The 16,447-nt window shown below is 62.2% G+C and carries 21 protein-coding genes, 1 tRNA gene and 1 riboswitch; of the genes, 13 read left to right on the top strand and 9 right to left on the bottom strand.

The window, feature by feature from the left end; translation table 11 throughout:
• From ACFUOZ_RS09795 to ACFUOZ_RS09785, 3 genes are all read left to right on the top strand, one after another.
• Positions 1-1,488 carry an ATP-binding protein gene (locus tag ACFUOZ_RS09795; RefSeq protein ID WP_377547341.1) on the top strand — a complete coding sequence of 496 codons (1,488 nt, stop codon included), beginning with the start codon at positions 1-3 and terminating at the stop codon, positions 1,486-1,488.
• A 114-nt stretch (positions 1,489-1,602) separates the two neighbouring features.
• A riboswitch (cyclic di-AMP (ydaO/yuaA leader) is annotated at positions 1,603-1,787 on the top strand.
• Between the two features lie 3 nt (positions 1,788-1,790).
• Entirely contained in the window at positions 1,791-2,648 is an 858-nt protein-coding gene (locus ACFUOZ_RS09790) for a hypothetical protein (RefSeq protein WP_377547339.1), read from the top strand.
• A gap of 394 nt (positions 2,649-3,042) precedes the next feature.
• Positions 3,043-3,441 carry a nuclear transport factor 2 family protein gene (locus ACFUOZ_RS09785; protein WP_377547336.1) on the top strand — a complete coding sequence of 133 codons (399 nt, stop codon included), beginning with the start codon at positions 3,043-3,045 and terminating at the stop codon, positions 3,439-3,441.
• A 319-nt stretch (positions 3,442-3,760) separates the two neighbouring features.
• Here the strand turns inward: ACFUOZ_RS09785 and ACFUOZ_RS09780 are convergent, their stop codons facing one another.
• From ACFUOZ_RS09780 to upp, 4 genes are read right to left on the bottom strand one after another with little or no spacing between them, the layout of a single operon-like run.
• On the bottom strand, positions 3,761-5,152 hold the full coding sequence (locus ACFUOZ_RS09780) for a pyridoxal phosphate-dependent decarboxylase family protein (protein WP_377547333.1): 1,392 nt from the start codon (positions 5,150-5,152) through the stop codon (positions 3,761-3,763).
• A gap of 52 nt (positions 5,153-5,204) precedes the next feature.
• Positions 5,205-5,894 carry an HAD-IA family hydrolase gene (locus tag ACFUOZ_RS09775; protein ID WP_377547331.1) on the bottom strand — a complete coding sequence of 230 codons (690 nt, stop codon included), beginning with the start codon at positions 5,892-5,894 and terminating at the stop codon, positions 5,205-5,207.
• 31 nt (positions 5,895-5,925) lie between these two features.
• Entirely contained in the window at positions 5,926-6,303 is a 378-nt protein-coding gene (locus ACFUOZ_RS09770; RefSeq protein WP_377547328.1) for a VOC family protein, read from the bottom strand.
• Between the two features lie 47 nt (positions 6,304-6,350).
• A complete protein-coding gene (upp, locus tag ACFUOZ_RS09765; RefSeq protein ID WP_144661546.1) occupies positions 6,351-6,986 on the bottom strand; it encodes a uracil phosphoribosyltransferase in 636 nt (211 codons plus the stop codon).
• A 22-nt stretch (positions 6,987-7,008) separates the two neighbouring features.
• Here upp and ACFUOZ_RS09760 point away from each other — a divergent pair, with 22 nt between their 5' ends.
• On the top strand, positions 7,009-7,542 hold the full coding sequence (locus ACFUOZ_RS09760; protein WP_377547326.1) for a nucleoside deaminase: 534 nt from the start codon (positions 7,009-7,011) through the stop codon (positions 7,540-7,542).
• Between the two features lie 34 nt (positions 7,543-7,576).
• Here ACFUOZ_RS09760 and ACFUOZ_RS09755 read toward each other — a convergent pair whose 3' ends face one another.
• The 3 genes from ACFUOZ_RS09755 to ACFUOZ_RS09745 are packed head-to-tail and all read right to left on the bottom strand — an operon-like array spanning position 7,577 to position 9,976.
• A complete protein-coding gene (locus ACFUOZ_RS09755; RefSeq protein ID WP_377547324.1) occupies positions 7,577-8,572 on the bottom strand; it encodes a glycosyltransferase family 4 protein in 996 nt (331 codons plus the stop codon).
• Entirely contained in the window at positions 8,573-8,971 is a 399-nt protein-coding gene (locus tag ACFUOZ_RS09750; protein ID WP_377547322.1) for a 6-pyruvoyl tetrahydropterin synthase family protein, read from the bottom strand.
• Positions 8,972-8,974: 3 nt separating this feature from the next.
• Entirely contained in the window at positions 8,975-9,976 is a 1,002-nt protein-coding gene (locus tag ACFUOZ_RS09745) for a zinc-binding alcohol dehydrogenase (RefSeq protein WP_377547319.1), read from the bottom strand.
• A gap of 137 nt (positions 9,977-10,113) precedes the next feature.
• On the opposite strand from ACFUOZ_RS09745, the gene ACFUOZ_RS09740 reads away from it, so the two are divergent.
• Positions 10,114-10,203, top strand: a tRNA-Ser gene (locus ACFUOZ_RS09740).
• A gap of 61 nt (positions 10,204-10,264) precedes the next feature.
• Here the strand turns inward: ACFUOZ_RS09740 and ACFUOZ_RS09735 are convergent.
• Both ACFUOZ_RS09735 and ACFUOZ_RS09730 read right to left on the bottom strand, forming a co-directional pair.
• The gene (locus ACFUOZ_RS09735) at positions 10,265-11,371 is read right to left on the bottom strand and encodes a tyrosine-type recombinase/integrase (protein ID WP_377547316.1); all 1,107 of its coding nucleotides are present in this window, start codon (positions 11,369-11,371) and stop codon (positions 10,265-10,267) included.
• 1 nt (position 11,372) lies between these two features.
• The gene (locus tag ACFUOZ_RS09730) at positions 11,373-12,086 is read right to left on the bottom strand and encodes a helix-turn-helix domain-containing protein (protein WP_377547313.1); all 714 of its coding nucleotides are present in this window, start codon (positions 12,084-12,086) and stop codon (positions 11,373-11,375) included.
• Positions 12,087-12,176: 90 nt separating this feature from the next.
• Here ACFUOZ_RS09730 and ACFUOZ_RS09725 point away from each other — a divergent pair, with 90 nt between their 5' ends.
• The 8 genes from ACFUOZ_RS09725 (at position 12,177) to ACFUOZ_RS09690 (ending at position 16,285) form a co-directional block, all read left to right on the top strand.
• On the top strand, positions 12,177-12,398 hold the full coding sequence (locus tag ACFUOZ_RS09725) for a helix-turn-helix transcriptional regulator (protein WP_377547311.1): 222 nt from the start codon (positions 12,177-12,179) through the stop codon (positions 12,396-12,398).
• Between the two features lie 127 nt (positions 12,399-12,525).
• On the top strand, positions 12,526-12,783 hold the full coding sequence (locus ACFUOZ_RS09720; protein ID WP_377547309.1) for a DUF3039 domain-containing protein: 258 nt from the start codon (positions 12,526-12,528) through the stop codon (positions 12,781-12,783).
• Positions 12,780-13,115 (top strand): hypothetical protein, encoded by a 336-nt coding sequence (locus ACFUOZ_RS09715; protein ID WP_377547306.1) that lies wholly within the window; start codon positions 12,780-12,782, stop codon positions 13,113-13,115. The genes ACFUOZ_RS09720 and ACFUOZ_RS09715 overlap by 4 nt, the downstream gene beginning before the upstream one ends.
• A gap of 91 nt (positions 13,116-13,206) precedes the next feature.
• On the top strand, positions 13,207-14,328 hold the full coding sequence (locus tag ACFUOZ_RS09710; RefSeq protein WP_377547303.1) for an AAA family ATPase: 1,122 nt from the start codon (positions 13,207-13,209) through the stop codon (positions 14,326-14,328).
• A gap of 202 nt (positions 14,329-14,530) precedes the next feature.
• Positions 14,531-14,689 carry a hypothetical protein gene (locus ACFUOZ_RS09705; protein WP_377547300.1) on the top strand — a complete coding sequence of 53 codons (159 nt, stop codon included), beginning with the start codon at positions 14,531-14,533 and terminating at the stop codon, positions 14,687-14,689.
• Between the two features lie 193 nt (positions 14,690-14,882).
• Complete coding sequence (locus tag ACFUOZ_RS09700; protein ID WP_377547298.1) at positions 14,883-15,116, top strand: hypothetical protein; 234 nt, start codon at positions 14,883-14,885, stop codon at positions 15,114-15,116.
• Positions 15,109-15,267, top strand: a complete 159-nt coding sequence (locus ACFUOZ_RS09695; protein WP_377547296.1) for a hypothetical protein — start codon at positions 15,109-15,111, stop codon at positions 15,265-15,267. The genes ACFUOZ_RS09700 and ACFUOZ_RS09695 overlap by 8 nt, the downstream gene beginning before the upstream one ends.
• 217 nt (positions 15,268-15,484) lie before the next feature.
• Positions 15,485-16,285 carry a hypothetical protein gene (locus ACFUOZ_RS09690; RefSeq protein WP_377547294.1) on the top strand — a complete coding sequence of 267 codons (801 nt, stop codon included), beginning with the start codon at positions 15,485-15,487 and terminating at the stop codon, positions 16,283-16,285.
• The last annotated feature ends 162 nt before the right edge of the window (positions 16,286-16,447 follow it).

Here is a 16,447-nt window from a genome sequence, read left to right as displayed (position 1 = left end):
TTGAGCGCACTCTCAGGGGTTGCAAGAAGCCACCAGCGCAATTGGCTGAGTCCCTCCACCTGGCATTTGCGCACTCGACTGGTCCTGGTGGCCATGGCTTTGCTGGTGGCCATTTGCGGCGCAGTCGGGGTGGTCAGCTACGCATCGATGGACATGGTCTTCAACAGGCAGCTCGACAGGCAATTGCAGCAGGCCTCCACCAGGGCGAATGACTTCGGCAGGCCGCCGTCGAACTTTCCCAATACCGGAAGGCCGGACCCGCTGGAGGCACGAGGCCAGGCCGCCGGGACGCTCAACGCAAGGATCGACGGGTCCACCGTGCGGAGCTCAGGCCTGATTGATGCCCAGGGCAAGCGGGTGGCCCTCTCCGACGCCGACGAGCAGGTCCTGTTGGCGCTGCCCAAGGACAGCCCGCCAGTTGATCGTTCGCTGTCCAATGGCGACTACCGGCTTATTGCGGTCGAGACGCCGTATGGCGACGTAATCGTCACCGGGCTGCCATTGGCAGACAAACAGACCGCAGAGGCTTCGCTGGTCTGGACCATGGTGCTGGTGTCACTGGGCGGCCTGGTAGTGATCGGCCTGGTGGGAACGGTGATCATCCGTCGCACCATGCGGCCCCTGGAGCAGCTTTCCGATGTCGCCACCAAGGTTTCGCGGCTGCCTCTCGACGCCGGTGAAGTGGCACTTGCGGTGCGCGTACCGCCGTCGGCCTCCCATCCCGGGACCGAAGTGGGCAGCGTAGGTCATGCCCTGAACCAGATGCTGAACAACGTCTCCAGCGCCCTGGAGGCCCGTCAGGAGAGCGAGACCAAAGTGCGGCAGTTCGTGGCCGACGCCTCGCACGAACTGCGGACGCCGCTGACGGCCATCCGTGGCTACACCGAGTTGCTGCGGATGACCGAGACCTTCACGGACGATGGCAGGAAGTCCCTGGCCCGGGTGCAGAGCCAGTCCGAACGCATGACTACGCTGGTGGAGGACCTGCTGTTGCTGGCAAGGTTGGACGAGGGCCAACCGGTGAAGGTCACGGACGTGGATCTGACCCAGTTGGTGATCGAGACCGTGAGTGACGAGAAAGTCATGGCCCCGGACCACATCTGGCAGCTGACATTGCCGGACGAACCGATCACGGTGCGCGGAGATGCCACCCAGCTGCATCAAGTATTGGCCAATCTGCTCTCCAACGCCCGGAAGCACACGGAGCCCGGAACCACGGTGGTCACCGGGGTCATGCTCTCCTCCGACGGCAGTGCAGTGGTCACTGTGACGGACAACGGGCCGGGAATTCCTGCAGATTTCCAGCGCCGGGTTTTCTCCCGGTTCGCCCGTGCCGATGCCGCAAGGTCGGGGTCGGAAGGGACATCCGGCTTGGGTCTGTCGATCGTTGAATCCATCGTCACAGCCCATGGCGGAACCGTGGAAGTGACGTCCAAACCGGGGCGGACGGAATTCACTGTTCGGCTGCCTGTCGTCGCCAGCAACTGAAGGTGACGGTCCCGGCAAGGCGACGCACCGGCGTCGTGATCTCTGTTACCTAAATGTGACATCTGCGGAATCCTCCTGTACCGTCGAAAGGGTGGGTCGCTCAAAAGGGCCCGCATCCGGGATGCGCCGAGCTCTGCCACTTCCCGGAGTCCGTTCTTACTCCGAGGCAGAGACGGGGGACCCAGAGTCTCCGGGCCCAGGCATTTGCCGGCCCTTGGGGTGAAGCCGCAGCGTAACGCGCGGCCGGATGACCTCATCCGAACCCGACAGCTAACTCCGCAGGCGCTGAGAGGTAATCACACATGTCTGAACTTAACGATCAGACGCGCCCTTCCGCGCGTCACCGCGACCAGAACGACCCCCAGTTGACCAAGTCGCAGACCGTCCTCAAAAAGGCCGCCCGTGAGGGCAAGTCCGGCAACCGTATGTCCGTTGTAGCTGGCGTTATCGCTGCCGCACTTGGCGTCGCATCGCTCGGAACGGCCGCCAACGCCGCCCTCAACCTTCCCGAGGCCAGCCGCGTGGCTGAGGCCCGGACAGCTGCCGAGGCCAGCAACAACAAGGCCGCTGAAGAAGCCGCGGCCAAGAAAGCTGCGGACGAAAAGGCCGCCGCTGCGAAGGTGGCCGCTGACAAGGCAGCTGCCGAAAAGGCCGCGGCCGACAAAGCTGCAGCGGACAAGGCTGCCGCAGACCAGGCAGCCGCTGCACAGGCGGCAGCCGAGAAGGCCGCCGCAGACCAAGCAGCCGCTGCAGAAAAGGCCGCCGCTGACGCAGCCGCAAAGCAGGCAGCCGACGCCGCTGCTGCCGCCGCCGCAGAAGCCGCAGCCGCCGCAGCAGCGCCCAAGGCTGTTGACGACCCCGCTGCTGCCAAGGCCTACGCCGCCAGCATTCTGGGCAACTATGGCTGGAGCGCTGCCGAAATGACCGCGTTGAACACGCTGTGGGAGAAGGAATCCAACTGGAGGACCACCGCAACCAACGCCTCCAGCGGTGCGTACGGTATTGTCCAGTCGCTTCCGGCCGGCAAGATGGCCTCGGCCGGCGCTGACTGGCAGACCAACTACCAGACCCAGATCAAGTGGGGCCTGAACTACATCAAGGAACGCTACGGTTCCCCGTCAGCTGCCCTGGCCTTCCACCTGGCCAACAACTGGTACTAAGCCAAGAGCTTTGCTGAAAAGCCGCTCCCGTTCCGGGGGCGGCTTTTCGCATCAGAAGGGGGAGGGCGCACAGACGACGAGCCCGGCCGATGCTGCTAAGAATTTTTCGACGGCGCGCCCAACACGGCAGATTCCAGCGTTTCTTCAGGACGGCGAAACTCGGGTAGGAACTTTTGATGCCCCCGGGTAAGTAAACTATGGCGACTATTGTGCTGCTTTCCAGACGGCACTCTGCGACATTTGCTGCCACTGTTGTACTTGCGCCATACCCAGGTGCCAAGCGGCGGCGAGGGCCTCCGCAACAGAAACGGCAGTTTGCGCTCTGGACGACCACTGCGCCCTCTCAAAGCCAGCAAGCAGATTCCCATTGACTTTTATCGATAGTCTGAAGCGCATGGATATCGTGGAAGCCCGGAAGTTTGCTGATCTATGGGTCGCAGCCTGGAATGCGCACGATCTAGACGCTGTGCTCGAACACTTCACCGAAGATGCTCTATTCACGTCGCCAGTCGCTGCAGCAATCCTCCCCGAAACTAAAGGTGTTCTCCGGGGCAAGGCCGCGATCCGCGCGTACTGGGCTTTCGGTCTGGAGAAGATCCAGGATCTGCACTTCGAGGTGATCGACGTCTATACGGGCCTGAACACTCTAGTGATCCACTACCGAAACCACACCGGTGGTCTCGTGAACGAGGTTCTGCAGATCAACGCCGAGGGTCTCGTGATTCGCGGCGACGGGACCTATCTCGTCGCAGACGCGGCCGGCGTCAGCGGAGTTCGCACCGTACAGAGCTAAGCGCCCGGCGTCGACAGGGCCGGTTCAGGTTCCCCGCCTGCTCGGAGTATCTCCGCCTGCCAGCCGAGTCTCTCTGGATGCTAGGCCAGAAGCCCATCCCTTTCGTAGTACCGCAGCGTGTACTCAGACAATCCAGGGAGTTCGCGGCATGGGAGATTGAGTATTCCATTTCTGTGCCGCTTCCTGCTCGTTACGAATATTCAAGCATCGAACCTCCTTCCACTGCGCTTTCTACAGCTGCGCCCTCAGCTGCGTCCTCTCCGTAGCTCATCGCCGCCTGCTGCCTCTGCTCACATGAGTAGGGACTCGCTAAAGACCACTAATTTTCCGGTTCCGCCTCCACGGCACCACGGACCGCCGCGATCGACGCCGCCACGTCCGCGGCGTCCGTGGTCCAGTTGCTCACGGAAATCCTCAGGATCTCCCGGCCCCGCCAGGACGAGCCGGACATCCATACTGCGCCTTCGGCCATGAGCCGTTGGGTGATCCTGTGGGTGCGGTCGTCGCTGCCGAAACTCACGGAGACTTGGGTGAACACCACATCGTTGAGGACGTCGACGCCGGGAATCGTGGCCAGACCTTCAGCCAACGCCTTTGCGTTCGCGGCCAGACGTTCCACCATGGCGATCACTCCTGACCGGCCCAATTGCCGCAGCGCAGCCCAGACCGGGATGCCCCGCGCCCGACGCGACATCTCGGGAACCTTCTCGAGCGGGTCCCCCAACCCCGTTTCGCTGGCAATCAAGTAGCTGGTGTGGACACTGAAGGCGCGGCGCAGCGACTCCGGCCGCGAGACGATGGCCAGTCCGCAGTCATAGGGAACGTTCAGGGTTTTGTGGGCATCGGTAGCCCACGAATCGGCACCCTCCACGCCGGCCAGCCGCTGTCTCAAAGTCGGGCTCACAGCAGCCCACAACCCGAAAGCACCGTCCACGTGAACCCACGCTCCACGATCGTGGGCCACGGCGATGGCTTCTTCCATCGGATCAAAAGCTCCGGAGTGCAAGTTGCCGGCCTGAAGGCAAACCAAGGAGGGACCCGGCTGCTCATCCATGGCAGCTGCGAGGGCGTCTGGAATGATCCTGCCCTGCTGGTCGGCGTCTACAGGGACGCAGGCACCCAAACCCAGGTACCGCAACGCCAGGTCCACTGCGGCGTGCCGTTCCCTGCCGGCGAACGTCGTGATGCGCGGACCACCGTTCAGGCCCAGCGATTCAAGGTCCCAACCCGCCTCATCCATCAAGTACTGCCGCCCGGCTGCCAACCCCACGAAATTGGCGGTGGTAGCGCCGGTGGTAAATCCGACGTCGGCGGTTGCGGGAAGGTGGAGAAGGTCCAGCAACCAGGCCGCGGCGGATTCCTCGATGGCAGCTGCCGCCGGGGTGGCGAAGCGAAGCCCTGTGTTCTGGTCCCATGCCGAGACCAGCCAGTCGGCGGCCATGGCGGCGGGCAGCGTGCCGCCCATGACCCACCCGAAGAAGCGTCCGGACTGGATGGCCATGAGGCCCGGCTCAGCCAAAGCGGCGAGCTCGTCGACTACCTCGGCGGCATCGGTGGCCTCATCAGGGAGGCGCTGCAGGATGCTGCCAGCCACCTGATCGGCGTCGGAGGAAGGGCGGACAGGGCGGGTGGGCACCGATGCAAGCCAGTCACCGGCATGGACCATCGCCCGCTCCAGTGCAGCACCGTAAGCCTCCGGCATCGCAGACATGCGCACAGCGTACTCCCGGTTTACCGGCGGGAACAGACCGGGCCGAACCTTACTAGAGGGTCAGCGTCAGGAGGTGGCCGCCGTCGTCATCCTTCACAGCGGTGACGGTCACCGCTGAGTAGTCCGGGATACGCCACATGCCCTCTTCAAGCTCGCCGCCAGCGGCACCCACGATCACGGTCTTCATGCCCGCGGCCCGGGCAGCGGCGATACCGGCGGGTGCGTCTTCGAAAACCACGACGTCGGCCGGTTCCGCTCCCAGCAGCGCTGCGGCTTTGAGGTAGCCCTCCGGGTGCGGCTTGCCCCGGGTGACGGATTCGGCGGTGACGGTGGTGGACGGCATGGTCAGGCCGGCAGCCTTCATGCGGACCTCCGCGAGGATGCGGTCCGCGGACGTGACCAGTGCGATCGCCTCATCCGGCAGCCCCGCCAGCAGCGCTTCCGCACCGGGCAACGCGATCACGCCCTCCGTCCGGGTACGTTCCATGTCGCCGAGTTCTGCGGTCAACGCCTCCAAGTCAGCGCCGGCGGGCGCGTAGCGGCGTATGGTGTCGCCGGCCTGGACGCCGTGGGAGGTGCGGAGGATCTCGTTGTAATCCAGGCCGTAGCGTTCGGCGAACTCCAGCCACACCTGCTCCACGATGGCCGTGGAATCAACCAGCGTTCCGTCCATGTCGAAGAGGACGGCGCGGACGGTCAGCACGGGCGGTTCGGTGGCAGGATTCGCGGCAGGATGGGTCATGGTTCCATCCTGCCGCACCTGGCGGGCTTACTCAGCCGTTAGGTCGCTGTGGAAGGTATTGGAGCGCCCACTTGTTGCCATCCGGATCCGCGAAGTACACAAAGTGGCCCCAGTCCTGGATGTCGATATCGCTGACATCCACTCCGTTGGCTTTGAGTTGCTCATGTGCTTTGTTGATGTCCGCCACCACGATCTGCATGGACGGCGCCGTACCCGGAGGTGCGTCATTCAGGCCTTCCCCAATGGCGATGGAGCAGGCGGATCCTGGCGGGGTCAACTGCACGAAGCGGATGCCGTCAGTGGGACGCTCATCGTAATCGGCGTTGAAACCAACCTTGTTGACGTAGAAATCCTTCGCCCGGTCGACGTCGGACACGGGGACAAATACCAGTTCAAGTTTCCAGTCCATGCGCCACAGGCTAACGGCGCGGGGAGGAAACCGGTAGGGGTTCCTGTCTAGCCGGCCACGCCGTAGAGGCGGTCGCCGGCGTCGCCCAGACCCGGCACGATGTACGACTTCTCGTTGAGCTTCTCGTCAATCGACGCCAAGACAATATTCACGTTGGCGTCCGACAGCTCTTCTTCCAGCTTGGCCAGGCCTTCGGGTGCGGCCAGCAGGCAGATACACGTAACGTCCGAGGCGCCGCGCTTGAAGAGGAACTTGATGGCCTCGCGCAGGGTGCCGCCGGTTGCGAGCATGGGGTCCAGGACAAAGATCTGGCGACCTGTGAGGTCCTCGGGGAGGCGCTCGGCGTAGGTGATGATGTCCAAGGTTTCTTCGTCGCGGGCCATACCCAGGAAACCGACCTCGGCGGTGGGGACCAGTTTGGTCATACCCTCCAGCATGCCCAGCCCGGCGCGCAGGATGGGGACCACCAGCGGCGTGGGCTTGGTGAAGGCGGTGCCGATGGTCTTGGTAACCGGGGTCTCGATCTCGACTGGCTGCGTCTTGACCTCGCGGGTGGCTTCATAGGCCAGGAGGGTGACGAGTTCTTCGGTGAGTTGCCGGAAGACCGGTGAAGGGGTGTTCTTGTCCCGCAATACGGTGAGCTTGTGAGCGACCAGCGGGTGGTCCACGACGAATGTGCGCATCCCCCAAAACTATCATTGAGACATGAGCGCCACCGAGCCGTATCACGCAGATCACTTGGCCTGGATGGGGCTTGCCTTGGACGAGGCCCGGCTGGCGTTGGAAACAGACGATGTCCCGATCGGTGCCGTGGTGATAGGGCCCGACGGCGGCGTGCTGGGTTCCGGCCGCAACGAACGGGAGGCGCACGGCGACCCGACCGCCCACGCCGAGGTGGTGGCGATCCGCCAGGCGGCCGCATCTTTGAGACAACGTGCCATGGATTCCGGCGACGAGGGCGATGGTTGGCGGCTCGAGGATTGCACGCTGGTGGTGACGTTGGAACCGTGCGCCATGTGTGCAGGCGCGATCGTCCTGGCCCGAATCCCACGGGTTGTGTTTGGGGCGTGGGACGAGAAAGCCGGGGCGGCAGGGTCCGTGTTCGATATCCTCCGCGAGCGCCGCCTAAACCACTGGGTGGAGGTCTATGCCGGGGTCCGCGAGGACGAGTGCTCAGTGCTTCTCAGGGACTTCTTCGCCGCACACCGGGTCGGCTCTCCCCCGCGAGTTGGCAGTTAATGACAATCCGGCGGCCCGGGATTGTCATTAACTGTCATCTCGGTGGAGCTTCCAGAGCGTCCAGCACAGTCCGGGCGGTGGATTCCCAGCCGGGTAGGTGATCGCGGGCCCGAAGGGCGTTGTCCCGCCAGCGTTCCCGAAGGGCGTCCTCCATGAGCCAGGCCCGGAGGGTTCCAGCCAGGGACTCCCCGGGATCCCACGCCGTTCCCGCGCCAGTGTCGCCCAGCGCTTCCACAGCACCGGTCCCCTGCCGCACAAGCACCGGGACTCCGTGAGCAAGGGACTCTGTCACCACCATCCCAAACGACTCGGACTGCGAGATCAGCACACTCAGGTCCGCCCGACGCCACTGGTCCTGCAACGCCTGCCCGGTCAGTTCGCCCGTGACACGGATGCGGTCCTGCAGACCGTGATGTACGACGGCGGCCCTCACCTCGGCCGCGTACGCAGGGTCGGCTTCCTCCGAACCGATGAGAGCGGCCGTCCATGGCAGGTCCTGGAGCTCGGCGAGTGCGTCCACCAGGATTGTTTGGCTCTTGTTGGGCAGCAAAGCCGCTACCGCCACGATGTGCTTGGGCCGGGAGCCTTCGCTGATGTCTGCCGGTTCTGCGCCCGGCGTGGCCACCGTGATGTCCAGCGTGCCGTGCCGGTCCTGAAGTTCGGCGGCGGAGTGCAGGCTCGGGCAGATGGTCCCGATCGCGGCCGCCAGCGACTTCGCCTCAAGATCGTGATGCTCCCCCAACGCCATATGCGACAGGATCCACACCTTTGTCCCGGCCTGCACCGCGCCGGCGATCTCGTCCGGTGACCCGCTGGCAACCAAACCGTCGGCAATCACGGTGGTGCCGCCGTCGAGCGCTTTTGCGAACCGTTTCCGGTCCGCTGCGCTGCCCACCGGCCAATCGCCGTCGACCGTTACTGTCTCAACCGTCGCGCCGAGGGCAGTCAGGTGTTCGGCGAGCTTGGCGTTGTATTTGTTGCCGCCGGAGCCGTGCCGGACGTTGCCGGGGACGAGGAAGCGGATGCGCACTTACTTGGCCGGGAGCTCCAGCGAGTAGCCCGCCCAGGCGTCGGGGTTCTCGCGGAGGACGACGTCGATGCCAGCCAGCGCCGGTCCGTCTTCAGTGTCCTGGATCCGGGTGGCCATGGCGTCCGCGATGTGCTTGGCGAGGGCCTCGGTGGTGGAGAGTTTGCCCTTGAAAGCGGGGTGTTCGTCCAGGTTCTTGTAGTTCAGGTCTTCAAGGATTTCTTCCAGGATGCCGCCGGCGGCGCCGATGTCCAGGACGATTGCGTCGGCGTTGAGTTCACGACGCCGGAAGCTGACTTCGGCTACGAAGGTGGCCCCGTGGAGGCCTTGTGCCGGGCCGAACGCTTCGCGGGGAAGGCTGTGGGCGATCATGAAGTGGCGTCGGACAGTCAGGCTGAACATGTATTAATCCTCCGGGTTTGGATACGCGACCACGTGGCAGAAACCACCGGGCCGTTCGAACAATTTAACGAGCGTGCTGGGCAGGTTTTGGAACTGGCATTCGCTGGTCAGGAACGTGTCGAACAATGGATCCTTGAGCTGGGCGGCCGCTTCCTGCAAGCGCTGCGCGTTGGTCCGCCGGTGCCTGCGGGGCAGTGCCACCGCGCCCACTTGGCTGGAGCGGATGTTCAACCTGCGGGCGTGGAAATCCTCGCCAAGCGGCAGGATGACGTCCTTGTCCGCGAACCAGGACAGCTCGATCACGTCCGAATCGTCGCCCGCCAGTTGCAGGCTCAGCTTGAGGCCATCGTTGGTCGCGGAGCAGTGGAAGACGATGTCGTTGTCATTGTCCGCGTTGTCAGGCCCGGCGAATTCGATGCCCAGCTTTTCGGCGAGGTTTCGCTTCTCCGGGTCCGCGTCCACCAGTTGCAGGCGACCCAGCGGATACTTCCGCAGCAGCGTCGCCAGGATGCCGCCCACCAGGCCACCACCGACGACGGCGACCCGGTCTCCCAGCCTCGGCCCGGCTTCCCAAATGGCATTGATGGCAACTTCGACGATGCCGGTCAGCACCGCGCGGCGAGCCGGGACATCCGCGGGAATGGGTGTGAGCTGGCTGGTGGGGACGACGTAGAAGTCCTGGTGAGGGTGGAGGCTGAAGATGGTCTTGCCAATCCACTCTTCCGGACCCTGTTCGACGACGCCGACGCTCAGGTAGCCGTACTTGACCGGGCCGGGGAACTCGCCTTCCTGGTGCGGGGCCTGCATCAGATCGGCTACGCGCTCAGGAACCCGGCCTTCGTGAACCACTCGCTCCGTGCCCCGGCTGACCCCGGAGTACAGGGTCCTGACCAGGGCTTCTTCTTCTTTGGGGTTCTCAATGGCTTCGGGGCGCAGTTCACCATCGCCGGACTTTGTGACCCAGTAGGCGGTGGCTTGGTGCACGTGCTCGCGAGGAATAGTCATGATACTTACGAATCTAGCTGCGGGGCGCTTCGGATGGAAGTTGGCGCTGTTTCGCGGGTGTTTTGGGGGTGTCTCTGCTGGGGTGGTGGGGTCTCGTTTTGGGGAACGGGGCCCAACTCCGGTACCCTATTTCAGTTGGTGACGTGTCCGAGCGGCCGAAGGTGCAACACTCGAAATGTTGTTTGGTGTAAAAGCCAACGTGGGTTCAAATCCCACCGTCACCGCCAATGAGAAAGGCCCTGCTTCCCTTTGTTTATGAGGGAGGCGGGGCCTTTTACTATGTCTGAGCTACTGGCTTGCCCACATTTTGCCCACACTTGCTTGTGAGACTGCGTTATCCAAGGCGTCAGATACGACGTCCAGATCGCCGTCAAAGAGGTCCGCGTAGACATCCAGGGTCATCGCTGCGGAGCTGTGGCCGAGCATCTTCTGAACGGCTTTGACATTTGCTCCGGCTGACACGGCGAAGCTTGCTGCGGAGTGGCGAAGATCGTGTGGCGTGATGCGCGGAATCCCAGAGCGCTTTACTGCGCTGGCAAACCAGCTCATGTTGTCCTCATGTACTCTCGCGAGCCGCAAATGATGTCCGTTCTCGCCTGGGAACACCAAGTCTTCGCGGCCCTTGCCCTCGCACTGAGCGGCTAGCTTTTCAGCCAAAAAGCGCGGGAACGGTACAGTGCGCCGCTTGTGATTCTTTGGCGTACCGACCTCGATGACCGAGCCGACCTGAACCGCGTTTTCCTCGATCATGAAACGTCTTCTAAGCATGTCCAGGTGCTTGACCCTAAGCCCGGTCGCCTCGCCCCACCGTAGGCCGCAGTAAGCCAACGTCAGGACTAATGCCGGGTACTTGCTAGCGCCGGCCAATGCGTGAACTTGCTCATGCGTCAGGTAAACATGCGCTTTCTTGACCTTCCGAGGCAGCGTCACTCCCCTAGCCGGATTACTTAGGGCTCTGCGATCCGCTACAGCGTCATCGAGTATCGCCGCCAAGACCCCATAAGCACGAATGACAAGCGTCGCCCCCTTCCCGGCCCCACTCAAGTCGGAAACCCACTGCTGCACTGCGGTGCGCCGAACGTCAGCGATGGACACATGTCCCCAAGCTGGCAGGACGTGGATCCTCCACGCGGATTCTACGGGCCTAAAGGACGACGGTTTGAGGTGGGCTTGTCGGGTTAGCCATTCGGCGCCCAGAGGCCCAATTAGAGCCTTGGAAGCGGTGGCATCTATGAACTCGCCGCGAGCTTTTGACACCTCCACTGACGCCAAGAACAACTCTGCGTCGCGCTTGGTCTTGAACCCGCGTTTGTCAGTTTGGGTACGGTCTGGCTTGCGATAGCGGACCCGGTAGCGTCGGCCCTTGGATGTCTCGTAGGGCTCAATCGTTGCCATGCTAGCTAAACTCTCGCGTGGATCCCGGCCTGGCGACAATTACCCCGGCGTCGTCCGTGTCGTCACTTTCCGCATAGCTGGCTGCTAGCTCGTCTGGGACAGCCCACACGGGCACCCCGGCAGCTACCAGGCGCTGGCGGAGTCGCCTGGCTTTCCTGAGTATCGTGGAAATCCCGCTGGCGATGGATTGGGCTTCTTGACGGGCTAAGTCGGCTATCGACTGATCATCCAGACCCCTCTGGCCACGGGCAGCTTCTGGCCCAATGTCACCACTTGAGACCAGCCTTGCCCTGCGGGCCAACTCGGACGCCGCGTGCTCCAATCCCCGCAACGAGATCGCTTGTTCGGTGAGATCTGCCAGGTTCGATAAGCCCGGGTTTCTAAAGGTGAATTCTTCTGCGGCGTCCACACTCAACCGCTCCACCCCGGGGACCAATTCCACCATGTCCGCCACCTGGAACGGTGAGTAGATAAGGGTGATGGGCGGTACGCCAAGAACCTGCGCTATCACCATTAGCTCCTGGAGGGAGACGGTTTCCTTGCGCCCAGATTCTAGGTTGGCGATTGTGCTGCGAGGGATCGGATACCCGGCTGCCTCGCATCCGTCACTAAGGTGCTGGGCCGACATGCCCAGATCCTTACGTGCGCGCTGGATGTTGCTACCAACCCTGCCGGCGACGGAGGCGGCCCATCGCCTTGCTTCATTTTGTCCCATGGTGAGTAATTCTACGCGACCTCTTGTGATTTGGCGATACAAGCGGTTATAGTGAATGAGGGGACAGAATAACCGCACTACTGTCCCACCATGAAGCAAGCGATTGGAGGTGCAATGAACACCGAACTCATCACACCCCCCGAGTTGGGGAAGCGGCTAGGAAAATCCACGGCAGCCCTCGCAAATTGGCGATATCAGGGTCTCGGCCCGCGTTTCATCAAGCTTGGACCTAAAGCTGTTCGCTATCGCGTCACAGACGTAGAGGCTTGGTTGGATCAGCAGACCCGCCAACAAACAGGCGCAGCAGCATAGAGGGACTACTCCCCCACATAATTCATGGCCCACCACCACACACCGGGCCACAAAAGACTCGGATGGCTCAGCCACGGGGGCGACTGTCCGAGAAGTCACCAAGAACCAGCAAAAGATAGGTCTCCCAATGCAAACGAACACACAAGCGCGCCCGAAAACCGCTCGGGAAGCTGTGTACCCGCCCGTCATCCTTCACTACGTCCTGAAAGCCCAGATCGCTGAATCCGCCGTTTTGGGCAACGCCATGAATGCACTTTGTGGCATCGAATGGTCAGCCGACGCCACTAACTACGGCGCCACCGCCAACCCCAGCCAGTCCAAGGCTGTCATCTGCCCCATGTGCGCAGACATCTACTCATCACTGCCAGCAGAAAGCCACCGATGATCAGCAAGAAAATCACTATCGACGTTGCCAGGTTCGACCGGAGCGCCCGCGGATCCGTCGCCTACGATCCCTCCGAGCTGGACCGAGTCCATGCATGGGACGTCTCGCGGCTTCCCCAGGGTTCAATCCTAGAAGTCCTCGTACACGGCTACAGGCCCTTTCGGTTCCCCGGCGAATACGGCGGGCGGGACAGGTTCCCCGACCCTCACGCCTGGGCGCGCCCCGACTTCAACCTCATCATCACCGCTGACTCCAACGAAATAGCCAGCGAATGGGAAGCACTCTTCCTAGACCACTTCCGCATATCACAGCAACACAGGCCGGCTGCATAGCCGACCTTCGGGCCGGCGTGGACATGAGCAACCCGCGCCGGCCCCCTCGCAACACCGATGGAACAGACCACATCAGACGCAAGGACTGAACTTGACCAACCCGCAGCTCAACCCCACCCACCACATCCCCGAGTATTTCCGGGCCGACACGTATGAAGACGAGTCGCCATCCAAGCTCAAAAAAGCATTCACCGGCTCATGGCTACTTGAGCAAGTCTTCCCTGCACTGGTCTACGTCGTGGACGGCATCATCCCTGAGGGCCTCACGCTTCTGGTCGCGGCGCCAAAGATCGGGAAATCCTGGCTGGTCCTCGGAATCGCCATAGCAATCAGCACGGGACAAAAAGTACTCGGCTGCCTCACCACCAAATCCGCTCCCGTGCTTTACCTCGCACTAGAAGACGGCCCCAGGCGCCTGCAATCGAGGCTTCGGACATTGGGCGTGACCAGCCTCAGCGACAATCTGACATTCATCACAGACGTTCCACGCGGCGACATGGTTGAAACCATCCGGGAGTTCATGGACCGTCACCCCGGCGAAAACCCACTAGTCATACTCGACACGCTAGGAAAGGCGATGCCGTCAGCAGTGGGAGGCGAAACCCAATATGACCGTGATTATCGGGTAATGGGCTCGCTTAAACGTCTGGCAGACGACAACCCCGGTTCCAGCATCATCGTCGTGCACCACACCCGCAAGATGGACGGTGCGGACTTCCTGGACGCTGTCAGCGGCACCCAGGGCATAGCCGGCGCCGCTGACACGATCCTTCTCCTAAAGCGCTCTAGGCACGAAACACAGGCGCAGCTCCAGGTGACCAGCCGAGACGCCGCCGAGGGCGAGTACATCATGGAGCAATCCGGTACTGGCAAATGGGTGCTTGCTGGCGGATCCCGCGCCGAAGCTGCCAAAGCCGCCATAGACGCAAGGACCACGGACGGTGTGAACGACCGCATGGCCGAAGTGATTCAGCTCGTCAACAAGTACCCGGAAGGGATGAAGGCCAAGGACGTAGCCACCCTCCTGCATCTAGACGACCCCACGGCTCGCGTATACCTTCGCAGAGCCTACGAAGCAGGGCGTATCAGCAACCCATCTAGAGGCCTCTATGCCCCTGTTACATCTGTTACGAGTGTTACTTCCGAGCCTGAGTTATTTGGAGAAGTAACACAAGAAACACATGTGACACCCCTATCTGGGGAGGCTGCGTGACCGACTCAACGGAACTCGCGGATTACTACAGGTTCCAAGCCATTCACTGGCGGAACCTCGCACTCACCTACCACCAAGCTCTCTTGGCAACCAAGAATCTGCCTGAGAAGCATCACGGCAGAACAACACTTCACAAGGATCCAACGGGCCACGCGGCAGCAGCCTCGGTTGATCGAGAACGAAACAGGAAGGCGGCGCAGTAATGGCCGGATACGAATACAACCCCACCGCCGTCTCTCTTTGGGACTGGCCCGCACAAACCACCTACTACCAGCAAGTCGCTAACCACGAGGCAGCGCGAGCCCGCTACTGGCAACGCCGCTACGAAGCCCTGACCACCAAGCAGAAGGCCGCAGCATGACACACGCGTTCTTCTCACACCCAACCGTGCTCAAAGTCATGCAACCCGACGTGCTTGAAGCCCTAAAGGCTAACCAGCCCCACGCGGACGCCAGCAAAGACGAAGAAATAGGGCACTGGATCGCAGTAGCAGCCGGCGCCTACCAGCAAATCCGAATCCTCAGCCAACGGCTCAGTGACTTGGAGTCAGACAAATGAAATTCGACAACCCTTTCATAGCCCGCGCTGGACGCTACTGGGAAAACTTGGACGGCGCCTTAAGAACTTTCGCACGGCCCGGCATCCAAGAGAAGCCCGATGGCACCCAGACACCAGCGGTCATCATCTTCCGCGATAGGTACGTCCTGTCCGTCCTCACAATCGAGGACGCAGTTCGGATCAGCAACGAACTCATCGACGCAACAGAAAGCACGCAAACCAATGGGTAAGCAGAAACACGACATCGGCCACCAGAAGCGCGGCAGGCGACAAATCCCCCGCACGCCGGAAGACACCGACTACCTGGCACAAACCCTCATCGCCCGAGGACTCGCCGCCGTAAGCATCCTCAACACACCAACCGGAAAGTTCCGCAAATGACCGACTGCACTTGCACCGAAATCAAACAAATCATCATGTGTGAACTCAGCCGCGGAGACGGCCCCTGCATCACACCACCAACCCCAGAGCCCCCAGCCGTTGAGTCCATCCCCGCGGGTGAACCGTTAGGTCTCGGCTCAGACGCACTCGTCAACAGCCTTGCCGCAAAATTCGGCGGCGCCGAAATCGTCACAGAACTCTAAGGAAAAACCACCACATGGCAACCATGATCGACATCACCCGCTCACTCATCCTCGACGTTAAGACCGTCACAGACGCCGGCGGATCCACCACCAGCGAATACCAGCAGATCATTGACCGCTGGAACGCACTGCTCAACCAGGAACGCACGGCAGCCCAGCGCCTCGCAGATGCCATCATCAACGGCGAAGACTTCGACACCCTGTACTCCCTCGCGCTAGCGGAAGAAGCAAGCGCTCAGACAGTCGGAGACGTGCGCATCAAGGTATCCGAACAGGTCTACCCCGCCCTCCACAACGAGGCCAAGAAGACCGCCATGGCGAACTACAACACCCTTCGCGCAAGGTTCAACGAGACAGCCGCGAAGCTCACCGCAGCACTCGGCACAGTGGACCCGGACGCCCGACCCGAAGACCTCATGACCGCCCCAGCGAAGGCACGGCAGGCATGGGCAGACGCACCCATCCACGCCGCAGAACTCAACGCCCAGATCAACGCACTCAAGACCGCGGCGAAACTTGCAGGCGCGACCATCCCAAACAACGACGCCCACCTTGCACTTACCACCAACCCTGGCAGCATTCACCGCCGCCGAGTGTGGGAAGCATGGGAGACAACCGAAGGACGCACGGGCCGATGGGGTGCGCTGCTCAAGATTGGCGTGAAGCTCGGAGCCCCGGACCTGGACAAGTACAGCTTCTATCGTCGTCCGATGGAACTTGAAACCAAGTACAGGCAGGGCTTCCGCGGCAGCATCCCCTACATCGTGGACCCGGAAGACACCCCCGGCAACACCTACGAGGGAACCAAACAGTAACCAGGCTCGGGCAGGTGTGGGGTCGCACTCGTTCACCGCGATTGTTGCGGCCCCGCACCCCCACCCGGGGGGAGCTGGCTTAAGGAGCCTCTCAGACCGCCGGTGAGGGCGTTTAAGTGCGCGGAGGGTTCAAAATTTTCCAGGTCGCGCTTTTGGCCTCGA

This window comes from Paenarthrobacter sp. NPDC057355 (assembly GCF_042667405.1).
Taxonomy (GTDB): domain Bacteria; phylum Actinomycetota; class Actinomycetes; order Actinomycetales; family Micrococcaceae; genus Arthrobacter.
This window is presented reverse-complemented; position numbering and strand designations above follow the sequence as displayed.

Excerpts from the sequence above, each read along its gene's own strand:
- ACFUOZ_RS09725 (WP_377547311.1), top strand. The coding sequence starts at position 12,177 with ATGAAGCAAGCGATTGGAGGTGCAATGAACACCGAACTCATCACACCC.
- ACFUOZ_RS09730 (WP_377547313.1), bottom strand. The coding sequence starts at position 12,086 with ATGGGACAAAATGAAGCAAGGCGATGGGCCGCCTCCGTCGCCGGCAGG.
- ACFUOZ_RS09770 (WP_377547328.1), bottom strand. The coding sequence starts at position 6,303 with ATGGACTGGAAACTTGAACTGGTATTTGTCCCCGTGTCCGACGTCGAC.
- ACFUOZ_RS09735 (WP_377547316.1), bottom strand. The coding sequence starts at position 11,371 with ATGGCAACGATTGAGCCCTACGAGACATCCAAGGGCCGACGCTACCGG.
- ACFUOZ_RS09690 (WP_377547294.1), top strand. The coding sequence starts at position 15,485 with ATGGCAACCATGATCGACATCACCCGCTCACTCATCCTCGACGTTAAG.
- upp (WP_144661546.1), bottom strand. The coding sequence starts at position 6,986 with ATGCGCACATTCGTCGTGGACCACCCGCTGGTCGCTCACAAGCTCACC.
- ACFUOZ_RS09705 (WP_377547300.1), top strand. The coding sequence starts at position 14,531 with ATGGCCGGATACGAATACAACCCCACCGCCGTCTCTCTTTGGGACTGG.
- ACFUOZ_RS09745 (WP_377547319.1), bottom strand. The coding sequence starts at position 9,976 with ATGACTATTCCTCGCGAGCACGTGCACCAAGCCACCGCCTACTGGGTC.
- ACFUOZ_RS09750 (WP_377547322.1), bottom strand. The coding sequence starts at position 8,971 with ATGTTCAGCCTGACTGTCCGACGCCACTTCATGATCGCCCACAGCCTT.
- ACFUOZ_RS09715 (WP_377547306.1), top strand. The coding sequence starts at position 12,780 with ATGATCAGCAAGAAAATCACTATCGACGTTGCCAGGTTCGACCGGAGC.
- ACFUOZ_RS09695 (WP_377547296.1), top strand. The coding sequence starts at position 15,109 with ATGGGTAAGCAGAAACACGACATCGGCCACCAGAAGCGCGGCAGGCGA.
- ACFUOZ_RS09790 (WP_377547339.1), top strand. The coding sequence starts at position 1,791 with ATGTCTGAACTTAACGATCAGACGCGCCCTTCCGCGCGTCACCGCGAC.
- ACFUOZ_RS09785 (WP_377547336.1), top strand. The coding sequence starts at position 3,043 with ATGGATATCGTGGAAGCCCGGAAGTTTGCTGATCTATGGGTCGCAGCC.
- ACFUOZ_RS09720 (WP_377547309.1), top strand. The coding sequence starts at position 12,526 with ATGCAAACGAACACACAAGCGCGCCCGAAAACCGCTCGGGAAGCTGTG.
- ACFUOZ_RS09700 (WP_377547298.1), top strand. The coding sequence starts at position 14,883 with ATGAAATTCGACAACCCTTTCATAGCCCGCGCTGGACGCTACTGGGAA.
- ACFUOZ_RS09780 (WP_377547333.1), bottom strand. The coding sequence starts at position 5,152 with ATGTCTGCGATGCCGGAGGCTTACGGTGCTGCACTGGAGCGGGCGATG.
- ACFUOZ_RS09775 (WP_377547331.1), bottom strand. The coding sequence starts at position 5,894 with ATGACCCATCCTGCCGCGAATCCTGCCACCGAACCGCCCGTGCTGACC.
- ACFUOZ_RS09760 (WP_377547326.1), top strand. The coding sequence starts at position 7,009 with ATGAGCGCCACCGAGCCGTATCACGCAGATCACTTGGCCTGGATGGGG.